24 protein-coding genes are annotated in these 25362 nt (G+C 68.6%); 7 read left to right on the top strand and 17 right to left on the bottom strand.

Translation table 11 applies throughout. The features are described 5' to 3' along the window. Positions 1-2: 2 nt before the first annotated feature. The 4 genes from ODE13_RS04760 to ODE13_RS04745 all read right to left on the bottom strand — a co-directional run bounded on the left by ODE13_RS04760 (position 3) and on the right by ODE13_RS04745 (position 2222). Entirely contained in the window at positions 3-284 is a 282-nt protein-coding gene (locus tag ODE13_RS04760) for an Lrp/AsnC family transcriptional regulator (RefSeq protein ID WP_179540658.1), read from the bottom strand. 93 nt (positions 285-377) lie between these two features. Then, complete coding sequence (locus ODE13_RS04755; protein ID WP_416210570.1) at positions 378-1142, bottom strand: exodeoxyribonuclease III; 765 nt, start codon at positions 1140-1142, stop codon at positions 378-380. A gap of 185 nt (positions 1143-1327) precedes the next feature. Further along, the gene (locus ODE13_RS04750; protein WP_322478205.1) at positions 1328-1900 is read right to left on the bottom strand and encodes a hypothetical protein; all 573 of its coding nucleotides are present in this window, start codon (positions 1898-1900) and stop codon (positions 1328-1330) included. 43 nt (positions 1901-1943) lie between these two features. Beyond that, positions 1944-2222, bottom strand: coding sequence for a hypothetical protein (locus ODE13_RS04745; protein ID WP_322478204.1), 279 nt, complete (start codon positions 2220-2222; stop codon positions 1944-1946). Positions 2223-2334: 112 nt separating this feature from the next. Here ODE13_RS04745 and ODE13_RS04740 point away from each other — a divergent pair, with 112 nt between their 5' ends. After that, positions 2335-3798: an MFS transporter gene (locus ODE13_RS04740; protein WP_322478203.1), complete on the top strand. Its 1464-nt coding sequence runs from the start codon at positions 2335-2337 to the stop codon at positions 3796-3798. 14 nt (positions 3799-3812) lie between these two features. On the opposite strand, the gene ODE13_RS04735 is transcribed toward ODE13_RS04740, so the two are convergent. The 6 genes from ODE13_RS04735 to ODE13_RS04710 form a co-directional block, all read right to left on the bottom strand. Further along, positions 3813-4154 carry a hypothetical protein gene (locus tag ODE13_RS04735; protein ID WP_322478202.1) on the bottom strand — a complete coding sequence of 114 codons (342 nt, stop codon included), beginning with the start codon at positions 4152-4154 and terminating at the stop codon, positions 3813-3815. Between the two features lie 48 nt (positions 4155-4202). Beyond that, on the bottom strand, positions 4203-5948 hold the full coding sequence (locus tag ODE13_RS04730) for an amidase (protein ID WP_322478201.1): 1746 nt from the start codon (positions 5946-5948) through the stop codon (positions 4203-4205). After that, on the bottom strand, positions 5945-7027 hold the full coding sequence (locus ODE13_RS04725; protein ID WP_322478200.1) for an agmatine deiminase family protein: 1083 nt from the start codon (positions 7025-7027) through the stop codon (positions 5945-5947). Before ODE13_RS04725 ends, ODE13_RS04730 begins: the two co-directional genes overlap by 4 nt. Before the next feature lie 69 nt (positions 7028-7096). After that, on the bottom strand, positions 7097-8635 hold the full coding sequence (locus ODE13_RS04720) for an APC family permease (protein ID WP_322478199.1): 1539 nt from the start codon (positions 8633-8635) through the stop codon (positions 7097-7099). A 14-nt stretch (positions 8636-8649) separates the two neighbouring features. Continuing rightward, positions 8650-9465, bottom strand: coding sequence for a universal stress protein (locus tag ODE13_RS04715; protein WP_322478198.1), 816 nt, complete (start codon positions 9463-9465; stop codon positions 8650-8652). A 14-nt stretch (positions 9466-9479) separates the two neighbouring features. Continuing rightward, the gene (locus ODE13_RS04710) at positions 9480-10886 is read right to left on the bottom strand and encodes an NAD(P)/FAD-dependent oxidoreductase (protein ID WP_322478197.1); all 1407 of its coding nucleotides are present in this window, start codon (positions 10884-10886) and stop codon (positions 9480-9482) included. Between the two features lie 241 nt (positions 10887-11127). Between ODE13_RS04710 and ODE13_RS04705 the strand changes: the two genes are divergently transcribed. Continuing rightward, positions 11128-11799, top strand: coding sequence for a TetR/AcrR family transcriptional regulator (locus ODE13_RS04705; protein WP_179540668.1), 672 nt, complete (start codon positions 11128-11130; stop codon positions 11797-11799). A gap of 73 nt (positions 11800-11872) precedes the next feature. On the opposite strand, the gene ODE13_RS04700 is transcribed toward ODE13_RS04705, so the two are convergent. Next, on the bottom strand, positions 11873-13300 hold the full coding sequence (locus ODE13_RS04700; protein ID WP_322478196.1) for an aminobutyraldehyde dehydrogenase: 1428 nt from the start codon (positions 13298-13300) through the stop codon (positions 11873-11875). A gap of 208 nt (positions 13301-13508) precedes the next feature. Between ODE13_RS04700 and ODE13_RS04695 the strand changes: the two genes are divergently transcribed. Continuing rightward, positions 13509-14531, top strand: a complete 1023-nt coding sequence (locus ODE13_RS04695; protein WP_322478195.1) for an LLM class flavin-dependent oxidoreductase — start codon at positions 13509-13511, stop codon at positions 14529-14531. A gap of 27 nt (positions 14532-14558) precedes the next feature. After that, complete coding sequence (locus tag ODE13_RS04690; RefSeq protein WP_322478194.1) at positions 14559-15314, top strand: alpha/beta hydrolase family protein; 756 nt, start codon at positions 14559-14561, stop codon at positions 15312-15314. 69 nt (positions 15315-15383) lie between these two features. On the opposite strand, the gene ODE13_RS04685 is transcribed toward ODE13_RS04690, so the two are convergent. From ODE13_RS04685 to ODE13_RS04675, 3 genes are read right to left on the bottom strand one after another with little or no spacing between them, the layout of a single operon-like run. After that, positions 15384-16019 (bottom strand): hypothetical protein, encoded by a 636-nt coding sequence (locus tag ODE13_RS04685; RefSeq protein ID WP_322478193.1) that lies wholly within the window; start codon positions 16017-16019, stop codon positions 15384-15386. Positions 16020-16063: 44 nt separating this feature from the next. Beyond that, positions 16064-17374 (bottom strand): ABC transporter permease, encoded by a 1311-nt coding sequence (locus tag ODE13_RS04680; RefSeq protein ID WP_322478192.1) that lies wholly within the window; start codon positions 17372-17374, stop codon positions 16064-16066. Then, positions 17371-18135, bottom strand: coding sequence for an ABC transporter ATP-binding protein (locus tag ODE13_RS04675; RefSeq protein WP_322478191.1), 765 nt, complete (start codon positions 18133-18135; stop codon positions 17371-17373). The genes ODE13_RS04680 and ODE13_RS04675 overlap by 4 nt, the downstream gene beginning before the upstream one ends. Positions 18136-18319: 184 nt before the next feature. On the opposite strand from ODE13_RS04675, the gene ODE13_RS04670 reads away from it, so the two are divergent. Next, positions 18320-19399 carry an ABC transporter ATP-binding protein gene (locus tag ODE13_RS04670; protein WP_322478190.1) on the top strand — a complete coding sequence of 360 codons (1080 nt, stop codon included), beginning with the start codon at positions 18320-18322 and terminating at the stop codon, positions 19397-19399. Next, on the top strand, positions 19392-21185 hold the full coding sequence (locus ODE13_RS04665) for an ABC transporter permease (protein ID WP_322478189.1): 1794 nt from the start codon (positions 19392-19394) through the stop codon (positions 21183-21185). The genes ODE13_RS04670 and ODE13_RS04665 overlap by 8 nt, the downstream gene beginning before the upstream one ends. 27 nt (positions 21186-21212) lie before the next feature. Here the strand turns inward: ODE13_RS04665 and ODE13_RS04660 are convergent, their stop codons facing one another. Beyond that, entirely contained in the window at positions 21213-22229 is a 1017-nt protein-coding gene (locus tag ODE13_RS04660) for a 1-aminocyclopropane-1-carboxylate deaminase (RefSeq protein WP_322478188.1), read from the bottom strand. 190 nt (positions 22230-22419) lie between these two features. Here ODE13_RS04660 and ODE13_RS04655 point away from each other — a divergent pair, with 190 nt between their 5' ends. Beyond that, positions 22420-23064 carry a GntR family transcriptional regulator gene (locus ODE13_RS04655; protein WP_322478187.1) on the top strand — a complete coding sequence of 215 codons (645 nt, stop codon included), beginning with the start codon at positions 22420-22422 and terminating at the stop codon, positions 23062-23064. 30 nt (positions 23065-23094) lie between these two features. On the opposite strand, the gene ODE13_RS04650 is transcribed toward ODE13_RS04655, so the two are convergent. Together ODE13_RS04650 and glyA are read right to left on the bottom strand one after the other, a co-directional pair. Then, the gene (locus ODE13_RS04650; protein WP_322478186.1) at positions 23095-24000 is read right to left on the bottom strand and encodes a bifunctional methylenetetrahydrofolate dehydrogenase/methenyltetrahydrofolate cyclohydrolase; all 906 of its coding nucleotides are present in this window, start codon (positions 23998-24000) and stop codon (positions 23095-23097) included. After that, the gene (gene glyA, locus ODE13_RS04645; RefSeq protein WP_322478185.1) at positions 24000-25301 is read right to left on the bottom strand and encodes a serine hydroxymethyltransferase; all 1302 of its coding nucleotides are present in this window, start codon (positions 25299-25301) and stop codon (positions 24000-24002) included. Before glyA ends, ODE13_RS04650 begins: the two co-directional genes overlap by 1 nt. Positions 25302-25362 lie beyond the last annotated feature (61 nt).

Raw genomic sequence — 25362 nt, 5'->3', positions numbered from 1 at the left:
CCTCACTCGTCCAGCCCGAGGGCGAACCCCGCTTCGAGGTCCTGGTCCGAGTAGGTGCGGAAAGCCAGCAGCGTCTCGGTGTCCCGGATCCCCGCCACCTTCGAGATGCGGTCCGGGATCAGCTCGGCGAGCTCGTCGAAACTGGGCCCCTGGACCATGGCGATCAGGTCCCAGGGGCCGGTCACCGAGTAGACCGCCTGGACGCCGTCGATGTCGGCGATCTGGTGGCCGGCCTCAGGGATGCCCTGCGGGTCGGTCTTGATCATCACGAAGGCTGTCACCATCGCCTGCTCCTCGTCCGTCTCTGTGCTGGTCCTCCGGGCGTGCCTTCCCGACTCATCCTCGAGCCGGCCCCGGTCTGTGGTATGCCGGACAGCCTACGGGAGGCGATAGTCCACCACGAGGGGGGCGTGATCGGACCAGCGCAACGAGTAGTCCAGCGCCCGGTCCACCGTGGCGTTGTGCGCCAGGGCTGCCAGGGCCGGTGTGGCCATCTGATAGTCGATGCGCCAGCCGGTGTCGTTGTCGAAGGCCTTCCCGCGGTAGGACCACCAGGTGTAGGGGCCCTCCACCGGCCCGGCCAGGCTGCGGGCGACGTCGACGTAACCGCCCTCCTCGCCGAAGTAGCCGTCGAAGAAGGCACGCTCCTCCGGAAGGAAGCCGGAGTTCTTCACGTTGCCCTTCCAGTTCTTGATGTCCAGCTCGGTGTGGCCGACGTTGAGGTCACCGACGACGAGCACGTGGTCCCGGGTTCGGGCCAGCTCCGGTAGGTGGTGGCGCATGTACTCCAGGAACCGCATCTTGTGGTCCTGCTTGATCGAGCCGACCTCCCCGGAGTGGACGTAGACGCTGGCCACCGTCAGGATGCTCCCGTCCCCGAGGGTGAAGTCGGCCTCCACCCAGCGACCCTGGTCCTCGGGGTGGGCCTCGCCGATTCCCGCGCGGACCTCGGTGGGCGCGCTGCGGGAGACGATCGCGACCCCGGCCCGGCCCTTCGCGGCGGCCTCCTGCTCGTGGATGTGCCAGTCCACGCCGGTGGATGCGGTCATCTCCGTGATGAGCTTGGTGAGGATCGCCTCATCGGCGCGGACCTCCTGCAGGGCGAGGACGTCGACGTCGCGCTCTGCCAGCCACTCCCCCATACCCTTGCGGTGGGCGGCCCGGATGCCGTTGACGTTCACCGAGGCCACACGGGTGACGCCGTCGGCCTTGGGGTCGACGACGCGGTGCGGGAATTCGCCGAAGGGGTTGGTCTCGTCTGCCACGGATGGTCCTCTCGTCGGTCTGTGAGGCGCCCGGCCGGCGCCCGGGGGCGAGCACGCGGCTGCTAGTCGACGACCTCGCCGCTGATCGGCCGGTCGTCGTCCGTGCGGCGGCGATCCTCCCCGCCGCGGCCGACATGGTCGGCGAGCATGTCCCGACCGTTGGCGGCGGTCATCTCGATGGTCTCCAGGGCACGCTCGACCATCTCCAGGTCGGCCTCCTCGCCCTTGGCCAGCTCCTGGACGATCACCCGGCGCTGGACCTGCACGATCTTGAACGAGTGGTCCAGCTTCATGTTGCGGGAGTGCGCGTCCTCGTCCACGATCGCGGTGCCGCCGGCACCGGTGTGGCGTGCGGCGGCGTCCGCCCGGGCGGAGTCCAGGGTCTGGCCGACCTTCTGTGCGCCGCGGCGCACCGACATCACCAGGATGCCGGCCAGGATCAGCCACCCGGCGGAGATGGCGACGATGATCCAGCCGATGACGTCATTCTGGTTGGCGGCGAAGATCAGCGCCACCAGCAGCACCGTGATCATCACGGCGAAGGTGATGCCGGATGAGCGGCGCCCGAAGCTGCGGAGGGCGTCGTCGGCGCGTCGCCCGGTGGCACCGGATTCAAGGGGAGGCTGCGAACTCATGGTCCCGATTATCTCCGAGATCGGGCCAGGACGGCGAATCGCGTCAGTGTGGCGGTCGCACCAGATGGTGGCTCCACCCGAAACGCGGCAACGCGTGCCTCGGGTCACGATGGAGCCCTTCGTCATCGACCGGTTCGGAGAGCTCGATCTCGGCGTGCTCACGATGCTGGGAGTAGGTGTAGTGCTCCACGGTGAACGTGAACCCCTCCTCGCCGCGGATCAGGTGCTGGCCGGTGTACCCCTCGACGTCGTTGTCGTGATGCTGCTCCTCCTTGACCAGCATGCCGCCTGGAACCTTCAGGATCAGCGTGGCCGTCAGCATGGCCCTCACCCCTGTTCATCACCATTGTGCCCCTATACCGCTGTGCGCGTGAGTGTAGGGCGCGGGGAGGCGGCGGGGGAAGATTTCGCGGGTCACATCGGTTGGCCCCGATGTGACCAGCCCCACCCCGCATGACGACGACGGCGCCGCCGACTCCCCCGCGCCCCCGGCCCGCCGGGTGATGATCGCGCTGCTGACCCCGCTGTTCGCCGCGCTGATGAGCATCAGCATCGTCAATGTGGCGCTGCCGGCCATCGAAACCGGACTGGGCGCCGGCTCCTCCGATCTGCAATGGGTGCTCTCCGGCTATGCGCTGGCCTTCGGCGTCGCCCTGGTGCCGGCGGGCCGCGCCGGCGACCTGTGGGGACGGCGGCGGTTCTTCCTCGTCGGGGTGGCGTTCTTCGGTGCCGCCTCGCTGCTCTGCGCCCTGGCCCCCACCCCGATGGTGCTGAACCTCGCCCGCGTGCTGATGGGCATCGGCGCGGGCCTGCTGACCCCGCAGATCATCGGCATGATCCAGAGGCTGTTCAGCGGGGCCGCTCGCGGGCGCGCCTACGGGCTGATGAGCACGGTCATCGGTGTGGCGGTCGCGGCGGGCCCTGCGATCGGCGGGCTGATCATCGACGTCGCCGGCGAGGACGTCGGCTGGCGGCTGACCTTCCTGATCAACGTGCCGCTGACGCTGCTGGCCTTCGTGCTGGCCGCGCTGTGGCTTCCCCGGCCCACCGAGGACGTCGGCCCGGCCGCCGCGCGCCGCGGCTTGGGCGCCCTGGACCCGTTGGGGGTGGTGCTGCTCTCCGGGGCGGTGGTGCTGATCATGCTGCCGTTCATCCAGTTCCGCTCAGCGGTCGGGGCCGCGATCGGCCTCGCCGGGGCGGCCCTGATGGGACTCTGGGTGCTGTGGGAGAGACGCCTCGGCCGCCGCTCAGCGGAGGCTCCCATGGTGGATCTCTCCCTGTTCACATGGCCGAGCTACACGCTGAATACCCTGGTGCTCTCCCTGTACTTCCTGGGGATGCCGGCGGTGTGGGCGATCGTGGCCGTCTATGTGCAGCAGGGGCTGGGCCACGGAGCACTGATGGCGGGCCTGGTCACGCTGCCCTCGGCGGTGATGGTCATGCTGCTCTCCGCCCAGGTGGGGCGCCGGGTGGAGAGCAGCGGACCGGTGATGCTGCTGCTCGGCACGATCCTCTCGGTGATCTCGATGCTCGGGCTGGCCGGCGCCACGGCGCTGATCGGCACCGGGACGGGCGGGCTGTGGCTGATCGGGGTCGCGCTGGCGCTCAACGGAATCTCCCAGGCGCTGATCATCCCCAGCGCGCAGACGCTGTCCATGCAGGACGTCCCTCACCGGATGGCCGGTGCGGCCGGCGGCGTCGCGCAGACCTCCCAACGGCTGTTCACCGCCGTGGGCATCGCCGGGGTGACCGGCGCGTACTTCACCATCGCGGCCCTGGCCGACCATCACACCGCGATGCTGGTGGGCTCGCTGACCATCGCCGCATGCATGCTGACCTCGGTGGTGGGCGCCGTGTTCGCCGCCCGTCGTGCCCGACGGGCGGCGATGACGTCATGATGACGTCATGAGGCTCAGCGCAGCCGGGTGACCTGCTGCAGATCCTTGTCCAGCACGTACTTCGGCCGGCCGGAGAAGATCCGAGCGCGCTCCTCGGACTCCTCCCACGCCTGCTCGGCCTTCGCGAACTCCTCAGACGTGCCGAAGCGGCTGACGAACCAGGTCAGCTGCCTGCTGTCCGCGGAGAGCCACACGGATTCGACCGTGAATCCGCGCTCTTCACGGGCAGGGAAGACCTCGTCGCGCAGGAACGCGACGAACTCCTGGGCCCGCTCGGGGTCCACGGCGTAGCGACGCATCCACGTCGTGCGCTGGGTCTCTTCAGCACCGACGGGGGTCTCGGGAAGCTCGGTCATCTCTCTCCTTCGTGACAGGGGCTGAGGAACTGCGCCTCACCACCCATCCTACGAAGCAGACAGCCGCGGCGTCCTGGGCGGCTCCGTGCGACGCCGACCGGTGGCCTCGAAGGCGGCGGCGATCTGCAGCAGCCTCACATCGTCGTACGCCCGTCCGGCGAAGGTCAGCCCGACCGGCATCCCGGTGTCATCCATGGTGCCCATCGGCACCGTCACCGTGGGAATGCCCAGGTGCCGCCAGACGAGGTTCCCGTTCGCCACCCAGACGCCGTTGCGCCAGGCCAGCTCCGCCGACTCCGGATCGACGTCGGCGTCGGCGGGCCCCACGTCGGCCACCGCAGGGAAGGCGATGACATCGAGCCCGAGCCGGTCCATCCACTGCTCGAAGTCGACCTCCCGGGTGCGGATCAGCCCGTGCAGTCCTTCGGCGAGATGCGGGATGTCTTCCAGACGCAGATCCGGGTTGTCCCGCATGAACTGCGGGGAGGCGGCGATGTCGTCGTCGAAGCCGTGGTACCGGTCGGGCAGGGCGCCCTCGGGATGCGGGAAGATCTGCTCCCCGTCGACGGCGGCCAGCCTGTCCAGCGCGGGATCACCGTTCGCCTGCAGGAAGTCGTCCCAGCCCCAGGCGGAGAGGTCGAAGATCTCGCGATCCAGATAGTCCTCCCCCACCAGCCCGCGGGTGCGGATGGTCGGAGCCCCAGGCCGGTCACCCTCATAGTTGGTGACTACCGGCAGGTCAGTGATGCTCACCTGGCTGCCATGACGCTCCAGGTCCTGGCGTGCCTGCTCCCACAGCCGCAGCACACTGGGCCGCGGCGAGATGGGCCGACCGGTGGAACCGCCGATACCGGTCACCCCGTTCGGGCCCGGCTCGGCGGTTCCCGCGGAGCCGTCCAGGCCCAGGTACAGGGCCGGGGCGCCGATCCGCACGCCGTCGAGGACCTCGGCGGCGGCCGCGGCGGCGGCGGGTCGCAGCGCGGGGAAGCTCTCCGGCCGGAGCTGGGAGGCCTTCGGGATCTCCACCCAGGGCTGCACCCGCCAGAAGTCGCCGCGGGTCTGGGCGTCGTCGACCACGACGGCGTCGAGGACCTCGAGCATGTCTTCCATGCTGCGGGTGTGCGGCACCACTACGTCCATGGTGGGCACCAGCGGCCAGTTTCCGCGGATGGAGATCATCCCCCAGGAGGGGGTGTAGGCGCACAGGGCGTTGTTCGAGGCCGGGGCCCGGCCCGAGGACCAGGTCTCCTCCGCCAGGCCGAACGCGCCGAAGCTCGCTGCCGTCGCCGTGCCGGAGCCGTTGGAGGAGCCGGAGCCGAAGGCCGAGGTGAGATAGTCACCGTTGTATGGGCTCTCGGCCCGTCCGCGCAGACCGCGCTGCATGCCGCCGTTGGCCATCGGGGGCATCGTGGTCAGCCCGATCAGCACCGCTCCGGCCGCACGCAGCCGCTCCACGGTGAAGGAGTCCTTCTGGGCCACCAGATCTGCGAAGGCCGGAGAGCCCGCCGCCACCGTCAGTCCGGCGGCCTGGTAGCTCTCCTTGGCGGTGTACGGGATGCCCTCCAGCGGCCCCCGGGACTCGCCTCGGGCACGCCGCGCGTCAGACTCCCGGGCTTCGGCGAGCGCCTGCTCGTTGCGCACGGGCACGGCGTTGAGCCGCGGCCCCTGCTGGTCGTAGGCCTCGATCCTCGCGAGCGAGGCCTGCACGAGCTCCTCGCTGGTGGTCTCACCCCGCTCGAGTGCGGCCCGCATCTGCGGGATCGTCGCTTCCACGACGTCGAATCCTGCCGTCATCGCTGATCCTCTTCCGTGATACGTGGGGCCTGCCCGCCCTCGTCGCCTCGGGGACGGGGCTGCTGCTGGGTGATGCAGTGGATCCCTCCGCCGAAGCAGAGGATGTCACGGGCGTCGACCAGCTCGATGCGGCGGTCGGGGTAGGCCTGGGCGAGGATGGCGGCCGCCTGCTCGTCGTGGGCGTCGTCGTAGGCGCAGAGCACCACGAGCCCCTGGGCCACATAGTGGTTGATGTAGGTCCAGTCGACGAACTCACCGTCCTCGTCGCGGACGGTGCGCGGGGCCGGCACGTCGATGATCTCGAAGGGCCGTCCCTCCGCGTCGACGGCCTCCTCCAGCACCTGCCGCATCTGCCGGGTGACCTCGTGGTCCGGGTGGGAAGGGTCGTCCTGCCGGTGCAGCAGCACGCTGCCCGAGGGGGTGAAGCAGGCGAACATGTCCACGTGTCCGCGGGTGCCGAACTCCTCATAGTCGCGGGTCAGTCCGCGGGGGAACCACACCGCATGCCGGGTGCCCAACCGAGCGTGGAGCTCGGCCTCGATCGCGGCACGGTCCAGGCCCGGGTTCCGGCCGGGATCGGTCTGGACCGTCTCGGTGAGCAGCACGGTTCCCCGGCCGTCGACATGGAATGCCCCGCCCTCGTTGACCAGCGGGCTGCCGATGCGTTCGACGCCGGCGAGCCCGGCCATCTCGACGCCGACCTTCGCATCGCGCTCGTGCGGCGCCCATGGCTGGTCTCCCCAACCGTTGAAGACCCAGTCGACCCCGGCGACGGTTCCCTCGGCGGTCTGGACGAACGTCAGTCCGATGTCTCGCATCCAGGCGTCGTCGAGACCGATGGTGACGATCTCGGCGACCTCGCCCAGGGCCTCCCGGGCGGCGTCGTAGTCAGCGGGGTCGGCCACCACGGTGACCGGCTCCACGGCGGCGATGGTCCGCGCGACCCGTGACCAGGCTGCCCGGGCACGCGCCAGAGACAGGGATCCGGCGGGGCCGAAGGTCTCGTTCTCCGGCGGGAAGGCCATCCAGGTGCGCTCATGCGGCGCCCACTCGGGGGGCATGAAGGTACGGGTGTCCATGTCTCTCCTTGAGGTCTCTGCTCAGCCGGCCGTGCGTCGACGAAGCGTCGCCACCCAGCCAGGCGGCTGTCAGTCGGTGGGGTGCTCGGTGGTCTCGAATCGGCGGCGGAAGAACTCCGGGCTGCGTCGGTGCTGCACGAGCATCGCGGCGACGCCGAGGACGAAGATCAGCACCCCGAGGATGAAGACCAGCCCCACTCCGCCGATCTGCGAGCCGGAGCCGTAGGCCGGGTCCATCGAGTCCCAGGCGGTCTGGAAGAAGAAGATCAGCAGCAGGATCCCGCCCAGCAGCGGGGCCAGCAGCTTGTTGATGAAGGAGCCCAGCGAATCGGTGGCCTGGGCTCGGAAGTACCAGACGCAGGCCAGGGCGGTGACCCCGTAGTAGAAGCAGACCATCATGCCCAGGGTGGTGATGGTGTCCCAGAGGACGTTCTCCGAGACCACGCGCATCACCGCGTAGAACACCGAGGCGATGATCACCGAGACGATCGTCGCGTAGGCCGGGGTCTGGTGCTTGGGGCTGATCCGGGCGTACTTCGGGCTCAGCGCTCCGTAGTGGCCCATGGCGAGCATGGTCCGCGCCGGGGAGATCATCGTGGACTGCAGCGAGGAGGCGGAGGAGGAGAGCACCGCCAGGGAGATCAGGATCGCCAGAGGGCCCATGACCGGGCCGGCCAGGGCCGCGAAGACGTTCTCCTGGATGTCCGGGTTGCCCAGGCCGAGCTCCGTAGCGGAGACTCCGGCGAAGGACAGCGTCGCCAGGGTCACCAGCGTGTAGAGCCCGACGACGACCAGGATGGTCAGCAGGGCGGCCTTGCCCGGTGTGGTGGTCGTCCCGCGGGACTCCTCGTTCATGGTCAGCACCACGTCCCAGCCCCAGTAGATGAACACTGAGAGCGCGATCCCTGCGGCGAAGGCGGAGAAGGACTCCACGCCGAAGGGGTTGAACCAGTCCCAGGAGAACTGGGTGGCGTCGAAGGCTGTGCCGGTGGCCACGTGCCGGAAGGCGGCGACCGAGAACCAGACGAGCACGATCACCTGGAAGGAGACCAGCACGTACTGGAAGGCCTTCGTGGCCTCCAGCCCCCGATAGGAGATGTAGGCGGCCACCGCCATGAATGCCAGGCAGGTGATGATGTTGATCGGCACATTGCGGGTCAGGTCGGCGATCCAGTCCATGCCGGTGAGCTGGCTGATCGCCAGATAGAAGAAGTCCACCGCGATCCCGGCCAGATTGGAGAGCACCAGGATGGTGGAGGCCAGCAGGCACCAGCTGCCCATCCAGCCGATCCAGGGCCCGAACGCCCGCGAGGCCCAGGTGAACGTGGTCCCCGAGTCCGGCATGGCCCGGTTCAGCTGCCGGTAGCCCAGCGCGACCAGCAGCATCGGGATGAACCCGACGATGAGCACGGCAGGCAGGTGCTCGCCGACCGCGGAGGCGGTGGGTCCCACCGCGCCGGAGAGCGTGTAGGCCGGGGCGATGGTGGAGACCCCGATGACGACGCCGCCCAGCACGCCGATCGCACCGGCACTGAGCCCTTTCCTGTGGTCGCCTCCCTGCGAGGGGTCGAGCCCGCCGGCGGGGGCGCTGCGTGAAGTCTGAGTCATGGCTGTCTCCTCGCTCAGCGGACGGGGTCCGCGAGGTTCCGGTGTTGGGGGGTGTCGTGGCGCGGCATGACGATCAACGGGATCGGCAGCTGCGTGAGGATCCGCGCGGCAGTGTCTCCGAGGAAGAGCCGACGGCGGCCAGCCAGCCTCGAGGAGCCGATCAGCAGCACTCCCCCGGCCGGCCAGTCGACGGCCGTGGCGTCGCCTGCGTGGAAGGTCACCTGGCTGACGGGCACGTGGAGCTGCTCGGCCCAGGAGGCGGCGGCGTCGGTGACCTGATGGACGGCATGGTCGGCGGAGACCGCGGCGAACACATGGCTGACCGTGTCCTCACCGGTGTGCCCCACCGGGGCGAGGGCGAGCGGCACCGGGGAGGAGTGCAGCAAGGCGTTCACCGCCGGGTGGGTGGTGAGCCGCCGGGAGCCGACTCCGGAACCGGTGACGAGCAGGTCGGCGTCGAACTCCTCGGCGGCCGCGATGAGTCCCTCCGCCACCGAGGCCGCGCGGCTGATCCTGCTGCTGTGCTCCACGTCGGCCGGGATCATGTCCTCGGCCTCGGTCAGCCAGCCGCGACCCTGCTCGGCAATGATGTCCTCGACGTCGCCCACCGGCGGGTATGCCGGGGTGAAGGAGGCGTCCTGGCGGACCACCAGCTGGATGCGCAGCGCCGCCTCGGAGGCCTGGGCGAGCTGGATGCCCAGACGCAGGGCGTCGCGGCTGCGGTCATCGCCGCCGAATCCGACGAGGATCCGGCGCAGGGCCGAGGGCTGGTCCGAGGAGACGACGGCGGCGTCGCCGGCGGTCTGCACCTCTGGGGTCTTCGAACTCATCGTGTGCTCCTCTCTCAGGCCTGGATCGCCGGGGCCGGCAGCGCGGCGAGCACGTCCTGCGCCGCGCGGCGACCCTGCCGCAGGGCACCGTCGACGTGCTGGTAGCCTTCGGCCGCCAGATCTGAGCAGGCCCAGTGGAGCGGGCCGACGGCGTCACGCTGGTGGGCGCCGTAGCGGCTCAGGCCGCCGAGGTCGAAGCTGGCCGCGTAGGCCCCGCGGGTCCACTCTTCGGAGCCGAAGTCGGACTCGTAGTAGACCACCGGCTCCAGTGCCTCATCACCGAGGTAGTGGGCCAGTGACTGCAGGATTCGCCGGCGGCGCTGCTCCTCCGGGAGGGCGAACATCTCGTCGGCCTTCTCATCGGAGACGAAGGCGACCAGGGTGCCGCGCGGGTCCTCGTGGTTGGTGTTGTCGTAGACCTCCTGGCAGACCTCCGCGGCGCCGAAGCCGGTGCCGGAGAGTCCCGCCTCCCGCCAGAACGGACGGTCATAGACCGCGTGGACCTTGATGACCAGGCCCATGGACTGGTGCTGGTGCATCTGGTGCTGCAGCCGAGGCAGGGCCGGCTCGAAGCTGATCCGGGAGTAGAGGTTCGGAGGAACGGCGACGATCACCTGGCGGGCGCGGACGGTGACCCGGTCCGACCAGACGGTGGCGCCGTGCGGCTCGTCCCAGGCGATGGTGCGCACCGGGCTCTCCAGGTGGACGGTCCCTGGCTCGAGCTGATCGGCCATGGCCTGGGAGACGCCCTGCATGCCCCCGACCACGCGGCGGTCCAGGATGAAGTCCTCGTCGACCAGGTTGCTGAAGGACCCGGCCGAGGCGGCCATGAGCACCGCCTGAAGGGTGGAGAAGGCGTGATCCGGCTTGGTGAGCATGCCTCCGGCCAGGAAGATGGCGAGGTTCTCGCGGGCGGCCGCATCCTGGGTCTGTCCGCGCAGCCATTCGGCGAAGGTGACGGTGTCGAGCTCGCGGGCCTTCGGGTGCGCCCAGGGCTCGTGCGCGCCGATCTCGTCGACGAGCTGGTCGAGGATGCCGATGACCCGGGTCATCTCGGCAACGGTGTGCTCACCGGCGGGGAACATGTCCCCGGTGAACTCGTGCCGGGTGCCGTCCGGGGCCAGGTAGACGTTGGCGCCGTCGCGGTGCCGGGGGAAGGTCTGCAGACCCAGCTCCTCGAGCAGCCCGAGCAGCTCGCTCTGGTCCGGGGAGACCCACTGGCCACCGATCTCGAGGAACGCTCCGTCGATCTCCTGGGACCAGGTGCGGCCGCCGACGCGGTCGCGGGCTTCGAGGACGGTCACACTGCGGCCCTCCTGCTGCAGACGACGGGCCGCGCTGAGGCCGGCCGGGCCGGCCCCCACCACGACGACGTCACGGTCGAGGACCTCGTTGCTTCCTACCGAACGGATGCCTGTCACTGTGCTCTCCTTCACATCTAAATGAACTACATTCATTAACAGTCATGGAGCTGGGATTGTCAACCCCCTGCTGAGGATCACCGGCTCCTCAATTCGCCGAGAGGATCCCGCTCAGGCCGGGCCCTAGACTGGGATCGCCCTGTCACCCTCGGCGAGGATCGCCGAGGACACGGGCTGATCAGCACCGACTCCGACAGCCGCCCCTCACGTACGCACCCGCCATCGACCCGAAGGACTTTCGTTGACTCCGGATCACCCCACACCTCGACGCCGAGGCAGACCGTCATCGCCGGTCCTCTCCCGCGAGGGAATCACCGCGGCCGCCATCCGGATCGTCAGCACGCGCGGCTACGACCATCTGACGATGGCCTCACTGGCCCGGGAGCTCGGGGTCGCCGCCTCTGCGTTGTACAACCACGTCTCCTCGAAGCAGGACGTGCTCGTGCTGCTCCAGGACCGGCTCAACGAGCAGATCGACACCAGCGGATTCAGCACCCTCCCCTGGGAGGAGGCGCTGCGGCGCTGGGCCCTGTCCTACCGGGACTGCTACATCCGGCACACGGAGCTGATCCCGATCATGGCCGTTCTTCCCGTGGCTGACGCACCCCAGACGCTGCGCATGTACGAACGCGTCACCGCCGCCCTGGAGAACGCGGGGATCCCCGGGCCGGAAGCCGTGGACATGATCGTCGGCGTGGAGGCGCTGGTGTTCGGCGCCGCCTATGACGCCTCTGCTCCGGCGGACATCTTCAATCCGGGGCGTCGCGCCGACCTCGCGCCCCGCTTCAGCGAGGCCGCTGCGGGACGCGGCCAGGATGCGCGGGCCGCGGCGGACCGCGCGTTCAGCCTGACCCTCGATGCCCTGATCGACGGACTGCGCCGTCACGTGGCCGCCCAGCCCGCAGCAGACTGAGCCTGCTGCGGGCAGAGACCTGGACGGTCAGCTCGGCCGCCGGGCGGCGAGCCAAACTCTCGTCAGGCCCTCATCAGACTCCGAGGGCGTGCATCACATGCTTGACGCGGGTGTACTCCTCCACGGCGTATCCCGAGAGATCCTTCCCGTGCCCGGAGGACTTGAACCCACCGTGGGGCATCTCCGCCACCAGCAGAAGATGCGTGTTCACCCACACGCACCCGAAGTCCAGATCCCGGGTGAACCGCAGCGCCCTGGCACCATCTGTGGTCCATACGCTCGAGGCCAGGGCGTAGTCGACCCCGTTGGCCAACTCAAGAGCCTCCTGCTCACTGGAGAAGGACTGCACCGTGATCACCGGACCGAAGGTCTCCTCCTGAACGATCGCATCCGACTGCTTCACTCCGGTGATGATGGTGGGCTCGAAGAAGAACCCCGCCGATCCCTGCACCGCACGACCCCCGGTGACGATCCGCGCATGCTGCGGCAATGACTCCACCCGAGCCTTCACCGAGGCGAAATGCCGAGCATTGTTCAGCGGACCATAGTCGTTCTTCGCCTCATCAGCCTCACCGGTGACGGTGGCCTGCGCAGCGGCCACCAGATGCTCCACCAACTCATCATGGACGGCATCCTCGACCAGCACCCGGGTCAACGCCGTACAGTCCTGACCTGCATTGAAGGTCCCGAACTCCACCAGCGCCTTCGCTGTGGCCCCCAGATCCACATCGCCGAAGACCACCGCCGGAGCTTTGCCACCCAGCTCAAGATGGGTCCGCTTCAGCCCCGCCTGGGAGGCCACTGCCTCACCAGCACGCACCGACCCGGTCAGCGAGACCATCACCGCCGAGGGATGCTGGGAGAGCAGCGCCCCCGTGGAGGCATCACCGAGGACCACATTGACCACTCCCGCCGGGAAGATCTCCCCGGCCAGACGGGCCAGCACCAGAGTGGACTCCGGAGTGGTCTCCGAGGGCTTGAGCACCACTGTGTTGCCCGCGGCCAACGCCGGGCCGATCTTCCAGATCGCCATCATCAACGGAAAGTTCCACGGAGTGATCTGGGCGATGACACCCACCGGCTCCCGCCGCACGTAGGAGGTGTGGCCCTCCATATACTCCGCGGCCGCTCGACCCTCCAGCATCCGGGCCGCCCCGGCGAAGAACCGCAGCTGATCCGCCCCCGCGGCGACCTCCTCGGCGGCGATGATCGCCCGCGGCTGGCCGGTGTTGCGATGCTGGGCCTCCACGAGCTCATCGGCATGGGCCTCCACCGCATCCGCCAGGGCCAGCAGGTGCTTCTGTCGCTGCGAAGGAGTCACCGCCTTCCACGTGGCAAACGCGCCGGAGGCGGCCGCGAAGGCCGCCTCGACATCACCGGTCCCCGAGACCGGGGAGAGCGCGACCTGCTCCCCGGTGACCGGACTGATCACCTCAAAGACCCCCGCACCGTGAGCAGGGACGAATCGGCCATCGATGAAGTTCTGAAGTCGCTCACCCATGAGTGAACCTCCTGGTCTGTGGTGGTGTCTGCGGGCCCGGACGTGCGAGGCCGACTGCGGGGCCGGCACTCTCTGCGTCTCGGATTTAATGATCCGTGTTCATTTTAGGAGCGCGAGACGTGATCCGCAACACGTCGCCGTCGGGCGGAGGGAGCCCGTCGGAGGCCTGCCGCGGAATACCTGCCTCCGACCGACGGTTCTCGGAGGTGTGAAGCGCATCGGATTCCTCTCGTTCGGCCACTGGACGCCCTCTCCGCATTCGCGGACGCAGTCGGCCCAGGACGCCTTGCTGCAGTCGATCGATCTGGCTGTCGCGGCCGAGGAGCTGGGGGCCGACGTCGCCTCCTTCCGGGTGCACCATTTCGCGCGCCAGCTCGCCTCCCCCTTTCCGCTGCTGGCGGCAGTCGGAGCCCGGACCAGCCGGATCGAGATCGGCACCGGCGTCATCGACATGCGCTACGAGAACCCCGTGGCCTTCGCGGAGAACGCCGGCGCCGCGGACCTGATCTCCGGCGGCAGGCTCCAGCCGGGCATCTCCCGCGGCTCACCCGAACAGGTCATCGACGGATGGCGGCACTTCGGGTTCGCCCCTGCTGAGGGCGAGACCGACGCGGACATGGCACGCCGCCACACCGAGTCGATGCTCCAAATCCTCAGCGGCGAGGGTTTCGCCCCGCCGAACCCGCAGCCGATGTTCCCGAATCCGCCCGGGCTGCTGCGTCCTGAGCCGCACTCCCCCGGACTTCGGGAGCGCATCTGGTGGGGCGCCGGATCTGACTCCACCGCCCGATGGGCCGCCGCGCAGGGGATGAACCTGATGAGCTCGACCCTGAAGGACGACGAGACGGGTGAGCCCTTCCACGTTCAGCAGCGGCGCCAGATCGAGGCGTTCCACCAGGAATGGCAGGCCCACGACCACGCCTTCACCCCACGGGTCTCGGTGAGCCGATCGATCATCGCGATCACCAGCGACCAAGACCGTGCCTACTTCCTGGGCCAGCGCGACACCCAGGACCAGGTCGGCATGCTCGATGAGAGAACCCGGGCGATCTTCGGCCGCAGCTACATCGGCGAGCCCGAGGAGCTGGTGCAGGAGCTCGCCCGCGACGAGGCCATCGCCTCCGCGGACACGCTGCTGGTCACCGTGCCGAACCAGCTCGGGGTGGAGTACAACGCTCACCTGATGGAGTCGATCCTCACCGCGGTGGCACCCCAGCTAGGCTGGCGCTGATGATGGTATCTGTCGTCGGGAGTGATCATGACTGAATCTGTCCAGTTTCCAAGTTCGACCGGGCCGAAGCTGGCCGGTCTCATCGATCATCCCGAGGGTGACGTCCGCGGGTGGGGAGTGTTCGTCCACGGGTTCACGCTCGGCAAGGACAGCCCGGCCGCTTCGCGGATCTGCAAGCAGCTCGCCCACGAAGGCATCGGCATGCTCCGCTTCGATGCGCTGGGTCTCCGTGGCTCTGGCGGAGACTGGGGTGACGGGTCCTTCACCGTCAAAGTCGACGACACTGTCCGGGCGTGCCAGTTCATGGCTGAGCGCGGCACCCCGGCAGACATCCTGGTGGGACATTCCTGGGGCGGGGCTGCGGTGATCGCCGCAGCCGAGCGGGCCGCCGACCTACGCGCCGTGGTGAGCATCGGCGCTCCGGCAGACCCGAGCCACGTCGAGCATCACTTCGATGCTCTCGCCGACCGAGCCGTGGCTGACGGTGAGGCCGAGTGGCTCGTCGGCGGCCGGGCACTCACCCTGAAGCGCGATTTCGTCGAGGACGTGCGCCGGGCCGACATCGACGACAAGATCCGTGCTCTGTCTCTGCCGTTCTTGGTGATGCACTCTCCCACCGACAACACCGTCAGCATCGAGAACGCCAGCACGCTCTTTCTGGCCACGAAACACCCGCGCAGCTTCGTGGCCCTCGAGGGGTCCGACCACCTGCTCACTGCCGAGGGACAGGCCGCGCGGGCGGGGAAGATCATCAGCGCGTGGTCCGATCAGTACGTGGGCTGATCAGAGGGGCGGGGCCCACCGGATGGTGGACCCCGCCCCTCGTACTGCCGAATACTGCCGATCAGGCGATCAGGCGACGCGCCCCTGGGCGAAGTACTGGCCGACCTCCTTGCTGAAGGCGGTGATGAACCAGTAGATATTCACGGCGATGAACGCGATCGAGAGGATCAGCGAGAGGACGCCGATCGCCCCCATGTCCAGCATCGTTCCGATGCCGGTGAGGCCCCACACGGTGAACAGCGTGCCGAGGGCACCGAAGACAGCGCCGAGGATCCGGCCCCAGTTCTTCACCTTGGTGATGCCCAGGTAGGCCACGATGTAGAGCACCACGGGGATGATCAGCATGGCGACGGCGAAGACGAGTCCCATCGTCGCCGCTGCGGCGAGCGTGGACTCATCGACGGCGAGCCCCTGGGCGGTCATCTGCTCACGGAGCATGTCCTCGTCCATGGCGGGGAAGATGCTGGCGATCCCGGAGAGCACATAGACCCCCAGCGAGATCAGCGTGAGCTTCTTCAGCAGGGCGAACTTGGGAGGCTCAGCCATGGGGCCGCCCACCGCGTTCGGGTCATAAGGGCTGGTACCGAACTTCGAGCCGGCGCCCGGACCGGGCTGCTGGTAGGGAGCGGGTCCCGGCTGCTGGCCCGGGTTCTGACCCGGCTGCTGGTTCGGGTCCTGCGGGTTCTCATAGGGCGAGCTGGTCACGACTCTCTCCTTCTCTGATGGTGTGGTTCACAGTACCTGGATGCCTACTCGTAGCGTAGGGCCTCGATGGGGTCCTTCTTCGCCGCACGCGCCGCCGGCAGCGTTCCGGCGAGGAACGCGATGCCCACGACCAGCCCGGTGATGCTGAGGATCGCCACCGGACTCACCGCATAGAGGATGAGCCCGCCGACGTCGCCCAGCGGACCTCCGCTGCCGGTGAGCAGCGCGTTGGCCACCACACCGGCGAGCACACCGCCGCCGACTCCGATCAGCGATCCGAGCAGGCCGATCATCACGGCCTCCATCGAGAACAGACCGAAGATCCTGCCCCCGGACATGCCCAGCGCCTTCATCAGGCCGATCTCTCGGGTCCGCTCCTGCACGGACATCAGCAGAGTGTTCACGATGCCGAAGGACGCGGCGATCAGCGCGATGAACGCGAAGCCGTACAGCACCCACGCGATGGCATCGATGACGGTCTGGATGATCCCCATGAAGTCCTCGACGGTCAGGCCGACCAGACCTTCCTCCTGCAGGGCCTCTTTGATGGAGTCCTCGTAGGCCTCCATGTCCTCGACGTCGGCCGCCGCCTGGACGAAGGCGTCGGACTGCTCCACATCCAGGCCGGAGCTCTGAAGCTCGTACAGCTCGTCGTTCAGCCCGTGGGAGGGCATCGGTGAGCCACCGATGCCGGCCAGGTTCTGGACCGAGACGCCGACCACCTCGGCCTCCACAGTGTGCATCTCGCGGGCCATGTCAGCGATGCCGATCTCCACGGTCTCGCCGATGGCCGTCTCCGGGTCGGCGTCCTCATGGTCGTCGGTGGAGTCGTCGAAGACGGCCAGCCAGGTCTCGGGGATGGTGACCTCCATGGCGTCCCGCTCCGGAGCGTCCCCGGCCAGCAGGTCCATGCCCGGGGCGTCCGCGGGGAGGCCCAGGTCGTTCAGCCCATACTGATTCCCGTCGGGGGTCTCCAGGTAGCTCGGAGAGACGAAGAAGATCGGATCCACATTCGTGATCCCCTCGATCCCCTCGATGGTGTCGATGTCCTCCTCGGAGAGCATCGCCTGACCGAACTCGCTCTGCTGCCCGGCGGCTTCAGGGTCATACTCCTGAGGTCCAGGTCCGGTCTCCTCGCCCTGACCCATGGCGCTGGCCTGCATCACATAGATCTGGTCCTGCTCGCCGTATCCGGCCACCATGTCGTCGATGGTCTGGTTCACACCTGCGGCCAGCCCGGTGGTCACGGCCAGGGTGAAGGCACCGATGACGATCGCGATGACGGTCAGGAACGTCCGCAGCTTGGACCGCATGGTGTTGCCCAGCGCGGTGCGGGTGACGTCGACTGCCCTCATGCCTGACCCCTCTCATCCTCGACGCCCAGCTGAGCCGGGTCGAACGTCGTGTCCAGCTGCCCCTCGGTGACGACTCCGTGCTCCTCGGCGACGATCAGCCCGTCCTGCATCATCAGGCGCCGCTCGCAGCGGCCGGCCAGGTCTTCATCATGGGTGACCACCACCAGGGTGATGCCCTGATCACGGTGCAGGCCGAAGAGGATGTCCTCGACCACTTCTGAGGTGGTGGAGTCCAGGTTCCCGGTGGGCTCGTCGGCGAAGATCACCGAAGGGCGGTTCACCAGGGCCCGAGCGATGCACACACGCTGCTTCTGCCCGCCGGAGAGATCGGTGGCGCGGTTCTTCGCCTTGTCGGCGATCTCCAGCTGCTCGAGGACCTCCAGTCCGCGAGCATGACGATCAGCCTTGTTCAGGCCGGCGATCTTCAGCGGCAGGGTGACGTTCTCCAGCACCGTCTGATTCGCGTTGAGGAAGAACTGCTGGAAGACGAAGCCGAAGGTCTCGTTGCGCAGCCGGGAGATCTTCTTGGGCTCCAGCTGGGAGACCGGCTGGCCGTCCAGGGCGACGACGCCGGAGGTCGGCTCGTCGAGCAGCGCCAGCAGGTGCATCAGGGTGGACTTGCCAGAGCCGGACTTGCCGACGATCGCCACGGACTCACCGTCGTGGATCTCGAAGGTCAGACCTTTGAGCGCGTCGAAGCGCGAGGCTCCGCGGCCGTAGACCTTGGCCAGGTTCTCCGTCTCGAGGACCGGAATGGACATGGGCAGTGTCCTTTCCATGCAATGGGGTGGGAAGAGGAACGCTGATCATTCTTCCGGATGAGGCGATCCACCGCATCGCCCCTGAGGATGATCCGGGGCTCCTCCGGCTCCCGCCCCGAGGCTGAGAGCGGATCAGCCCTCAGAACCCTGGTCAGGCAGTGGTTGCACGCGTAAACTGCTGGTCATGCCCGAATCCGTCCGTGCCACCAGTGTGCCCGCAGAATCCCCGTCCCTGGAGGGCTCCGCCGCCCAGGGCGCCGCCCAGACCCCCGAGGAGGCCGGAGTCGTGAACCGTTCCGTGCCACAGTCGGCCGCACTGCCCGAGTCCGCGATCACCGCCTCCGGGCTCACCAAGCGCTATGGGGACTTCACCGCCGTGGACGGAATCGACTTCGCCGTCTCCCGCGGCGAGTCCTTCGGCCTGTTGGGCCCCAACGGCGCCGGGAAGTCGACGACGATGCGGATGATCGCAGCAGTGGCCTCCCGCACCGCCGGAGACCTCACCGTCGCGGGACTGGACCCGGAGAGACAGGGCCCGGAGGTCCGCGCCAGACTGGGCGTCATCCCCCAGCAGGACAACCTGGACGAGGAGCTCACCGTCCGGGAGAACATCATCATGTACGGCCGCTACTTCGGACTGCCGCGGCGTTGGCTGCTCGCCAAGGCCGAGGAGCTGCTGGACTTCGCCCAGCTCACCCATAAGGCCAAGGCCCGGGTGGAGGACCTCTCCGGCGGCATGAAGCGCCGGCTGACCATCGCCCGCGCCCTGGTCAACGAACCTGATGTGCTGCTGCTGGACGAACCCACCACCGGGCTGGACCCGCAGGCCCGCCATGTGCTGTGGGACCGGCTCTTCCGGCTCAAGGAGAACGGCACCACCCTGGTGCTCACCACTCACCACATGGACGAGGCCGAACAGCTCTGCGACCGGCTGATCGTGGTGGACCACGGCCGCATCATGGCCGAGGGGAGCCCTTCGGGGCTCATCCGCGAGCACTCCACCCGAGAGGTCCTCGAGCTGCGCTTCGGCATGGACCGCAATGCCGAGCTGGCCGAGGAGCTGGGCGCCGTGCTCGACGGCGGCGACTCCGGCTTCGACCGGTTCGAGGTCCTGCCGGACCGGCTGCTGGTGTATGCGGAGCGCGCTGAAGAGGCGCTGGAGCACATCCACGCCGCCGGCCACCGGCCGGTGACCTCGTTGGTGCGCCGTTCCTCGCTCGAGGATGTCTTCCTACGGCTGACCGGGAGGACCCTCGTTGACTGAGACGACGCTGCCTCGCTCCACGACCGGCCCGCGCACCGGCGACGGCGACCCGCCGCCGTCGCCGGCTGCTGACAAGGCGGTGCTGGCCTCCCGAGTGCGGAGCCGCGGGATCCTCTACCAGGCCGAGCACACGCTGCGCGGCATGCGCGCCTATGCGGTGGTGATCCTGACCAGCTCCATCGCGCAGCCGATCATGTACATCCTGGCCATGGGCCTGGGGCTCGGGGTGCTGGTGGGCGACCGTGCTGATCTGACCGCCTACGGCGCCGAGTCCTACCTGATGTACATCGGCCCGGCGATCCTGGCTTCGACGATGGCGATGTCCGCCGGCATCGAGTTCACCTTCCCGGTGATGGAGAAGTTCAAGTGGCGACGCATCTACTACGGGGCGCAGGCATCCCCGCTGACTCCGACGCAGATCGCCTCCGGCCACATCCTGGCTGTCTGCGCGCGCTTCGGCGTCCACGGACTGGTGTTCACCGGGGTGCTGGTGGCCGTCGGCGCGACGACCAGTCCCTGGGCGTGGCTGCAGGTGTTCACCGCCGCGTTGGGCTCGCTGGCGCTGGGCCTGCCGATCATGGCCTACATCGCGTCGCTGCGGGATGAGAAGGGCCACGCCGCGCTGATCCAGCGGTTCATCATCATGCCGCTGTTCCTGTTCTCCGGGACCTTCTATCCGCTGACCAACCTGCCCGGAGCCCTCCAGCTGATCGGCTGGGTCTCCCCCATCTGGCATGCCAACGAGCTGGGCCGAATGCTGGCCTTCGGGCAGCCGATGTCGGCGGGCATGGCCACCGTGCACCTGGGCTACCTGCTGGTGCTCGCCGGAGCCGCCTGGTTCTGGGTGCGCCGGATATACATCCGCCGCCTGGGACTCGCCGAGTGGCGCGGCCGCACCCCCGGGGAGAAGTCTCGCCTGAAGCGCGAGGCCCGTCTGGAGGCCAAGGACCTGGCCGCCGGTCCCCCGGCGCCCGGGACCCCTCCGGTGAAGGTCCGGTCCGGACTGGCCGGGAACTACTACGCGGGGAACATCCGTGCGGTCTTCTCCCGCGGAATGTCGGCCATCCGCAACAACCGTGGTGTCATCTTCCTCTCCGGATTCCTCGAGCCGGTGCTGTTCCTGACCTCCTTCGGGCTGGGCATCAGTCCGATGATCTCCGGGATCGAGGCCGCCGACGGCGGCGAGATGAGCTACGCCGCGTTCATCGCCCCGGCGCTGCTGGCCGTCTCCGCGATGAACGGCGCGGTGTTCGACTCCACGTGGAACGTGTTCTTCAAGCTGAAGATCACCAAGCTGTATCAGTCGATGATGGCGACCTCGCTGGGACCCCTCGACGTCGCGGTCGGGGAGATCCTTCTGGCGCTCTTCCGCGGCGGAATCTACGCCCTGGGCTTCCTCACCGTGCTGGTCGCCGCCGACCTGGTCAGCCCGCTCTCGGCGCTGGTGATGCTGGTGGCGGCGCTGTTCATCGCCTTCGGCTTCGCGGCCGTGGGGATGGCGGTCACCTCTTTCATGAGCCGGTTCCAGCAGATGGACTGGATGATGATGGTCATGATGCCGATGTTTCTGTTCTCAGCCACCCTGTTCCCCATCGACGTCTACCCGTCAGGGGTGCAGTGGATGATCCAGGCCCTGCCGCTGTGGCATGCGGTGGAGCTCATGCGGGACATCGCCGCGTTCTCCTTCAGCGCGCTCACCCTGGTGCACATCGGCTACTACCTGGTGATGATCGCCGTCGGAATGACGGTGGCGACGCTGCGGATGCGGCGGCTCTTCCTGCGCTGAACCCGCTGAAGCTGTGGGTTCCGGACCTCAGAACACCTGGCTGTAGGCGTTGAGCGCCGGCTGCCCTCCCAGGTGGGCGTAGAGCACTGTGGAATCGGAGGGGATCTCGGCGTCACGGACCAGGCCCATCAGCCCTGCCATGGACTTGCCCTCATAGACGGGGTCGAGGATGACGCCCTCCAGCTGGGCGGTGGCGCGGATGGCCTCGACGGTGGAGTCCACCGGGACGCCGTACTCCTCCCCCGCCCAGCCGGCGAGCACGGTGATCTCCTCCTCGGACACCTCCCGGCCCAGGCCGATCAGCTCGGCGGTTCCGCGCGCGATGCGGCTGACCTGGGCGCGGGTCCTCTCCACAGTGGCGGAGGCGTCGATGCCGATGATCCGGCGCGGGCGTCCGCCCGCCTTCTGAAGTGCGGCGAAACCGGCGATCATCCCGGCCTGGGTGGATCCGGTGACCGTGCAGACCACGATCGTGTCGAAGAAGACGCCGAGCTGCTCCTCCTGCTCAGCGACCTCATAGGCCCAGTTCGCGAAGCCGAGCCCACCGAGGCGATGCTCCGAGGCCCCGGCGGGAATGGGATACGGGGTTCCTCCCTCGGCCTCCACCTCGGCGATGGCTTGCTCCCAGCTGGTCCGGATCCCGATGTCGAAGCCGGCGTCGTCCAGACGCACGTCAGCCCCCATGATGCGCGAGAGCAGGATGTTGCCGACCTGGTCATTGACCGGGTCGTCCCAGTCCACCCAGCGCTCCTGGACCAGTCTGGCCTTCAGCCCCAGCGTCGCGGCGACGGCCGCGACCTGCCGCGTGTGATTCGACTGGTAGCCCCCGATGGAGACGATCGTGTCTGCCCCCGAGGCGAGGATGTCCGGAACGATGTACTCCAGCTTGCGCGTCTTGTTCCCGCCGTAGGCGAGCCCGGAGTTCACGTCCTCCCGCTTGGCCCAGATCTGCGCCCCGCCCAGATGCGAGCTCAGCCTCGGCATCGGATGCACCGGACTGGGGCCGAAGGTCAGCGGGTGGCGGGGAAAGTCAGTGATGGCCATGAGGGCTCCTTCAGGCGGCCCCGCAGGCGTTCGCCGGGCCCAGGGTCTGAGAGTTATCCAATATATTGCACATACCATTCCACGCTCCCCTAGGATACTGTCAAGAGGATGCCCACCCCCGGACCCTGAGGTCCATGATGCCGAGGACGACGACGCCACCCGCCGTCCTCGCCGGAGGAGACGACCGTCCATGCCCGTCCCCGTCGCCCGAGGGGTGCATCGCCGCGGCCTGCTGCGTGACGAGGTCTATCGCTCGATCCGTCAGGCCATCGTCACCGGTGAGCTCGGCCCCGGAGAGCAGCTGCGAGACACCCAGCTCGAGGACTGGCTGGGCGTCTCACGCACTCCGATCCGCGAGGCCCTGCTCCGCCTGGAGCGCGACGGCCTGGTCAGCGCGCAGCCCGGCCGCCGCACCACCGTCGCCGCGGAGGACCCGGAGCGGGTGGCACAGGCCCGGGACGTCGCCGCGACGCTGCACGAGCTGGCCGTCCGAACCGCGGCCGAGCGGCTCACCGATGCCGACCTCACACAGATGGATACGGCCAACGACCGGCTGCGTCAGGCCCTCGAGACACACGACGCGCCAGGAGCCGTCGCCGCGGACGAGGCATTCCACGCCGTCGTCGTGGGCCGGGCGAGGAACCCGGTGCTGCAGGAGACCCTGGACCAGGTGGTGGCCCTGCTGCGACGCAGCGAGCACCTGCATTTCGGCAGCATGACCGGCACCGCCTCACCGGACCAGCATGATCAGATCCTGGCCGCGCTGCAGGACGGAGACGCTGAGGAGGCCGTCCGACTGACCCGGCTCAACTGGGCCGGCCTGGGCGAAGGGTGACCACCGCCGAGGCACGAGCGTGGAGAGGGGTCAGCCGGCCTGACGCTCGGCGGCCTCCACCACATTGGTCATCAGCAGCGCCACCGTCATGGGGCCCACTCCGCCCGGGTTGGGCGAGAGCCAGTCGGCGACGTCGACCACGTCCGGGTGGACGTCTCCGTACACCTTCGCCTTGCCGCCGGCAGGGTCCTCCTCGCGGGTGACGCCGACGTCGAGCACGGCGGCGCCGGGCTTCACGTCCTCAGGCCTCACCAGGTGCTTGACCCCGGCCGCTGCGATGATCACGTCCGCCTGGCGCAGGTGATGCGGCATGTCCACGGTTCCGGTGTGCGTCAGCGTGACCGTGGCATTGATCTCCCGCCGGGTCAGCAGCAGACCGATGGACCGGCCGATGGTCACCCCCCGCCCGACGACGACCACATGCTTGCCGGCGAAGTCATAGCCCTGACGCAGCAGGAGCTCGATCGCCCCGCGCGGGGTGCACGGCAGCGGGGTATGGATCGGCTGGTTGACGTTGAGGACCAGCCGCCCCAGGTTGGTGGGGTGCAGCCCGTCAGCGTCCTTGGCGGGGTCGATGCGCTCGAGCACACGATCGGTGTCGAGATGCTTCGGCAGCGGCAGCTGCACGATGTACCCGTGGCAGGCGGGGTCAGCGTTGAGCTCGTCGATCAGCGCCTCGACCTGCTCCTGGGTGGCGTCCTCGGGCAGCTCACGCTGGATCGAGTTCATCCCGATGGCCTCGGACCGCTTGTGCTTCATCCCCACGTAGAGCTGTGAGGCCGGGTCCGCGCCCACGAGCACGGTGGCGATGCCCGGGGTGACGCCCCGCTCCTTCAGCGCCGCCACCCGCTGGGTCAGCTCGGCGCGGATCTCCGCCGACGCCGCCTTGCCGTCCAATCGCCGGGCCGTGCCGGAGGTGGTGTCCTGCTGAGCCATCACCACTCCTCCAGGCCCTCGTAGAGCGGGAAGTCAGCGGTCAGCTGGGCCACGCGCGCCTTCAGCGGCTCGAGGTCGGCCTGGCCGGCGGCGCCCTGCTTGAGGACCTCGGCGATGATGTCGGCGACCTCGGCGAACTCGACGTCGCCGAAGCCGCGGGAGGCCAGGGCGGGGGTGCCGATGCGCAGTCCGGAGGTCACCATCGGCGGGCGCGGGTCATTGGGCACCGCGTTGCGGTTGACGGTGATGCCGACCTCGTGGAGGAGGTCCTCGGCCTGCTTGCCGTCCATCTCGGAGTGACGCAGGTCTACCAGCACCAGGTGCACGTCGGTGCCCCCGGTGAGCACGTTGACGCCCTGGGCGGTGACGTCGTCGGCGACCAGACGCTCGGCCAGGATCTGCGCCCCGGAGACCGTGCGCTGCTGGCGGGCCTTGAAGTCCTCAGAGGCGGCGATCTTGAAGGCGATCGCCTTCGCGGCGATGGCGTGCATCAGGGGGCCGCCCTGCTGACCCGGGAAGACAGCCGAGTTGATCTTCTTCTTGTGCTCCTCCTTGCAGAGGATCATGCCGGAGCGGGGTCCGGCCAGCGTCTTGTGCACCGTGGTGGTGACGACGTCGGCGTGCGGCACCGGGTTGGGGTGCAGCCCGGCCGCCACCAGACCGGCGAAGTGGGCCATGTCCACCCAGAGGATCGCACCGACCTCGTCGGCGATCTCGCGGAACTTCGCGAAGTCGAGCTGACGGGGGTAGGCGGACCAGCCTGCGACGATCATGTGCGGGCGCTCGGCCAGGGCCTGCTCGCGCACCTTCTCCATGTCGATCAGGCCAGTCTCGGAGTCGACCTCATAGGCGGCGACCTCGTGGAACTTGCCTGAATAGTTCAGCTTCATGCCGTGGGTCAGGTGGCCGCCGTGGGCCAGTGAGAGGCCCATGAGCTTGTCTCCGGGCTTTATGAACGCCGTCATCACTGCGACGTTGGCCTGCGCACCGGCGTGGGGCTGCACATTGGCATGCTCCGCGCCGAAGAGCTCCTTGGCACGCTCGATGGCGAGGTTCTCTGCGACGTCGACGAACTCGCAGCCGCCGTAGTAGCGACGGCCCGGGTAGCCCTCGGCGTACTTGTTGGTCAGCACCGACCCCTGCGCCTCGAGCACCGCGCGCGGCACAAAGTTCTCAGAGGCGATCATCTCCAGAGTCCCCCGCTGGCGTCCCAGCTCGTCGGAGATCGCCTGGGCGATCTCGGGGTCGACCTCGGACAGTGGCGCGGTGTTGATGTTCACGGTGGACTCGGCAGTGGTCATCGACGCGGTCTCCTCGCTGTGAGTTCAGGAACGACGGCGGCCCGGGCCGGGGCTGTCTCTC

It is taken from the genome of Nesterenkonia sp. HG001, from assembly GCF_034438835.1.
In the GTDB taxonomy this organism is placed as follows: domain Bacteria; phylum Actinomycetota; class Actinomycetes; order Actinomycetales; family Micrococcaceae; genus Nesterenkonia; species Nesterenkonia xinjiangensis.
The sequence above is the reverse complement of the archived record's forward strand: the minus strand, read 5'-3'. Positions and strand labels throughout refer to the sequence as shown.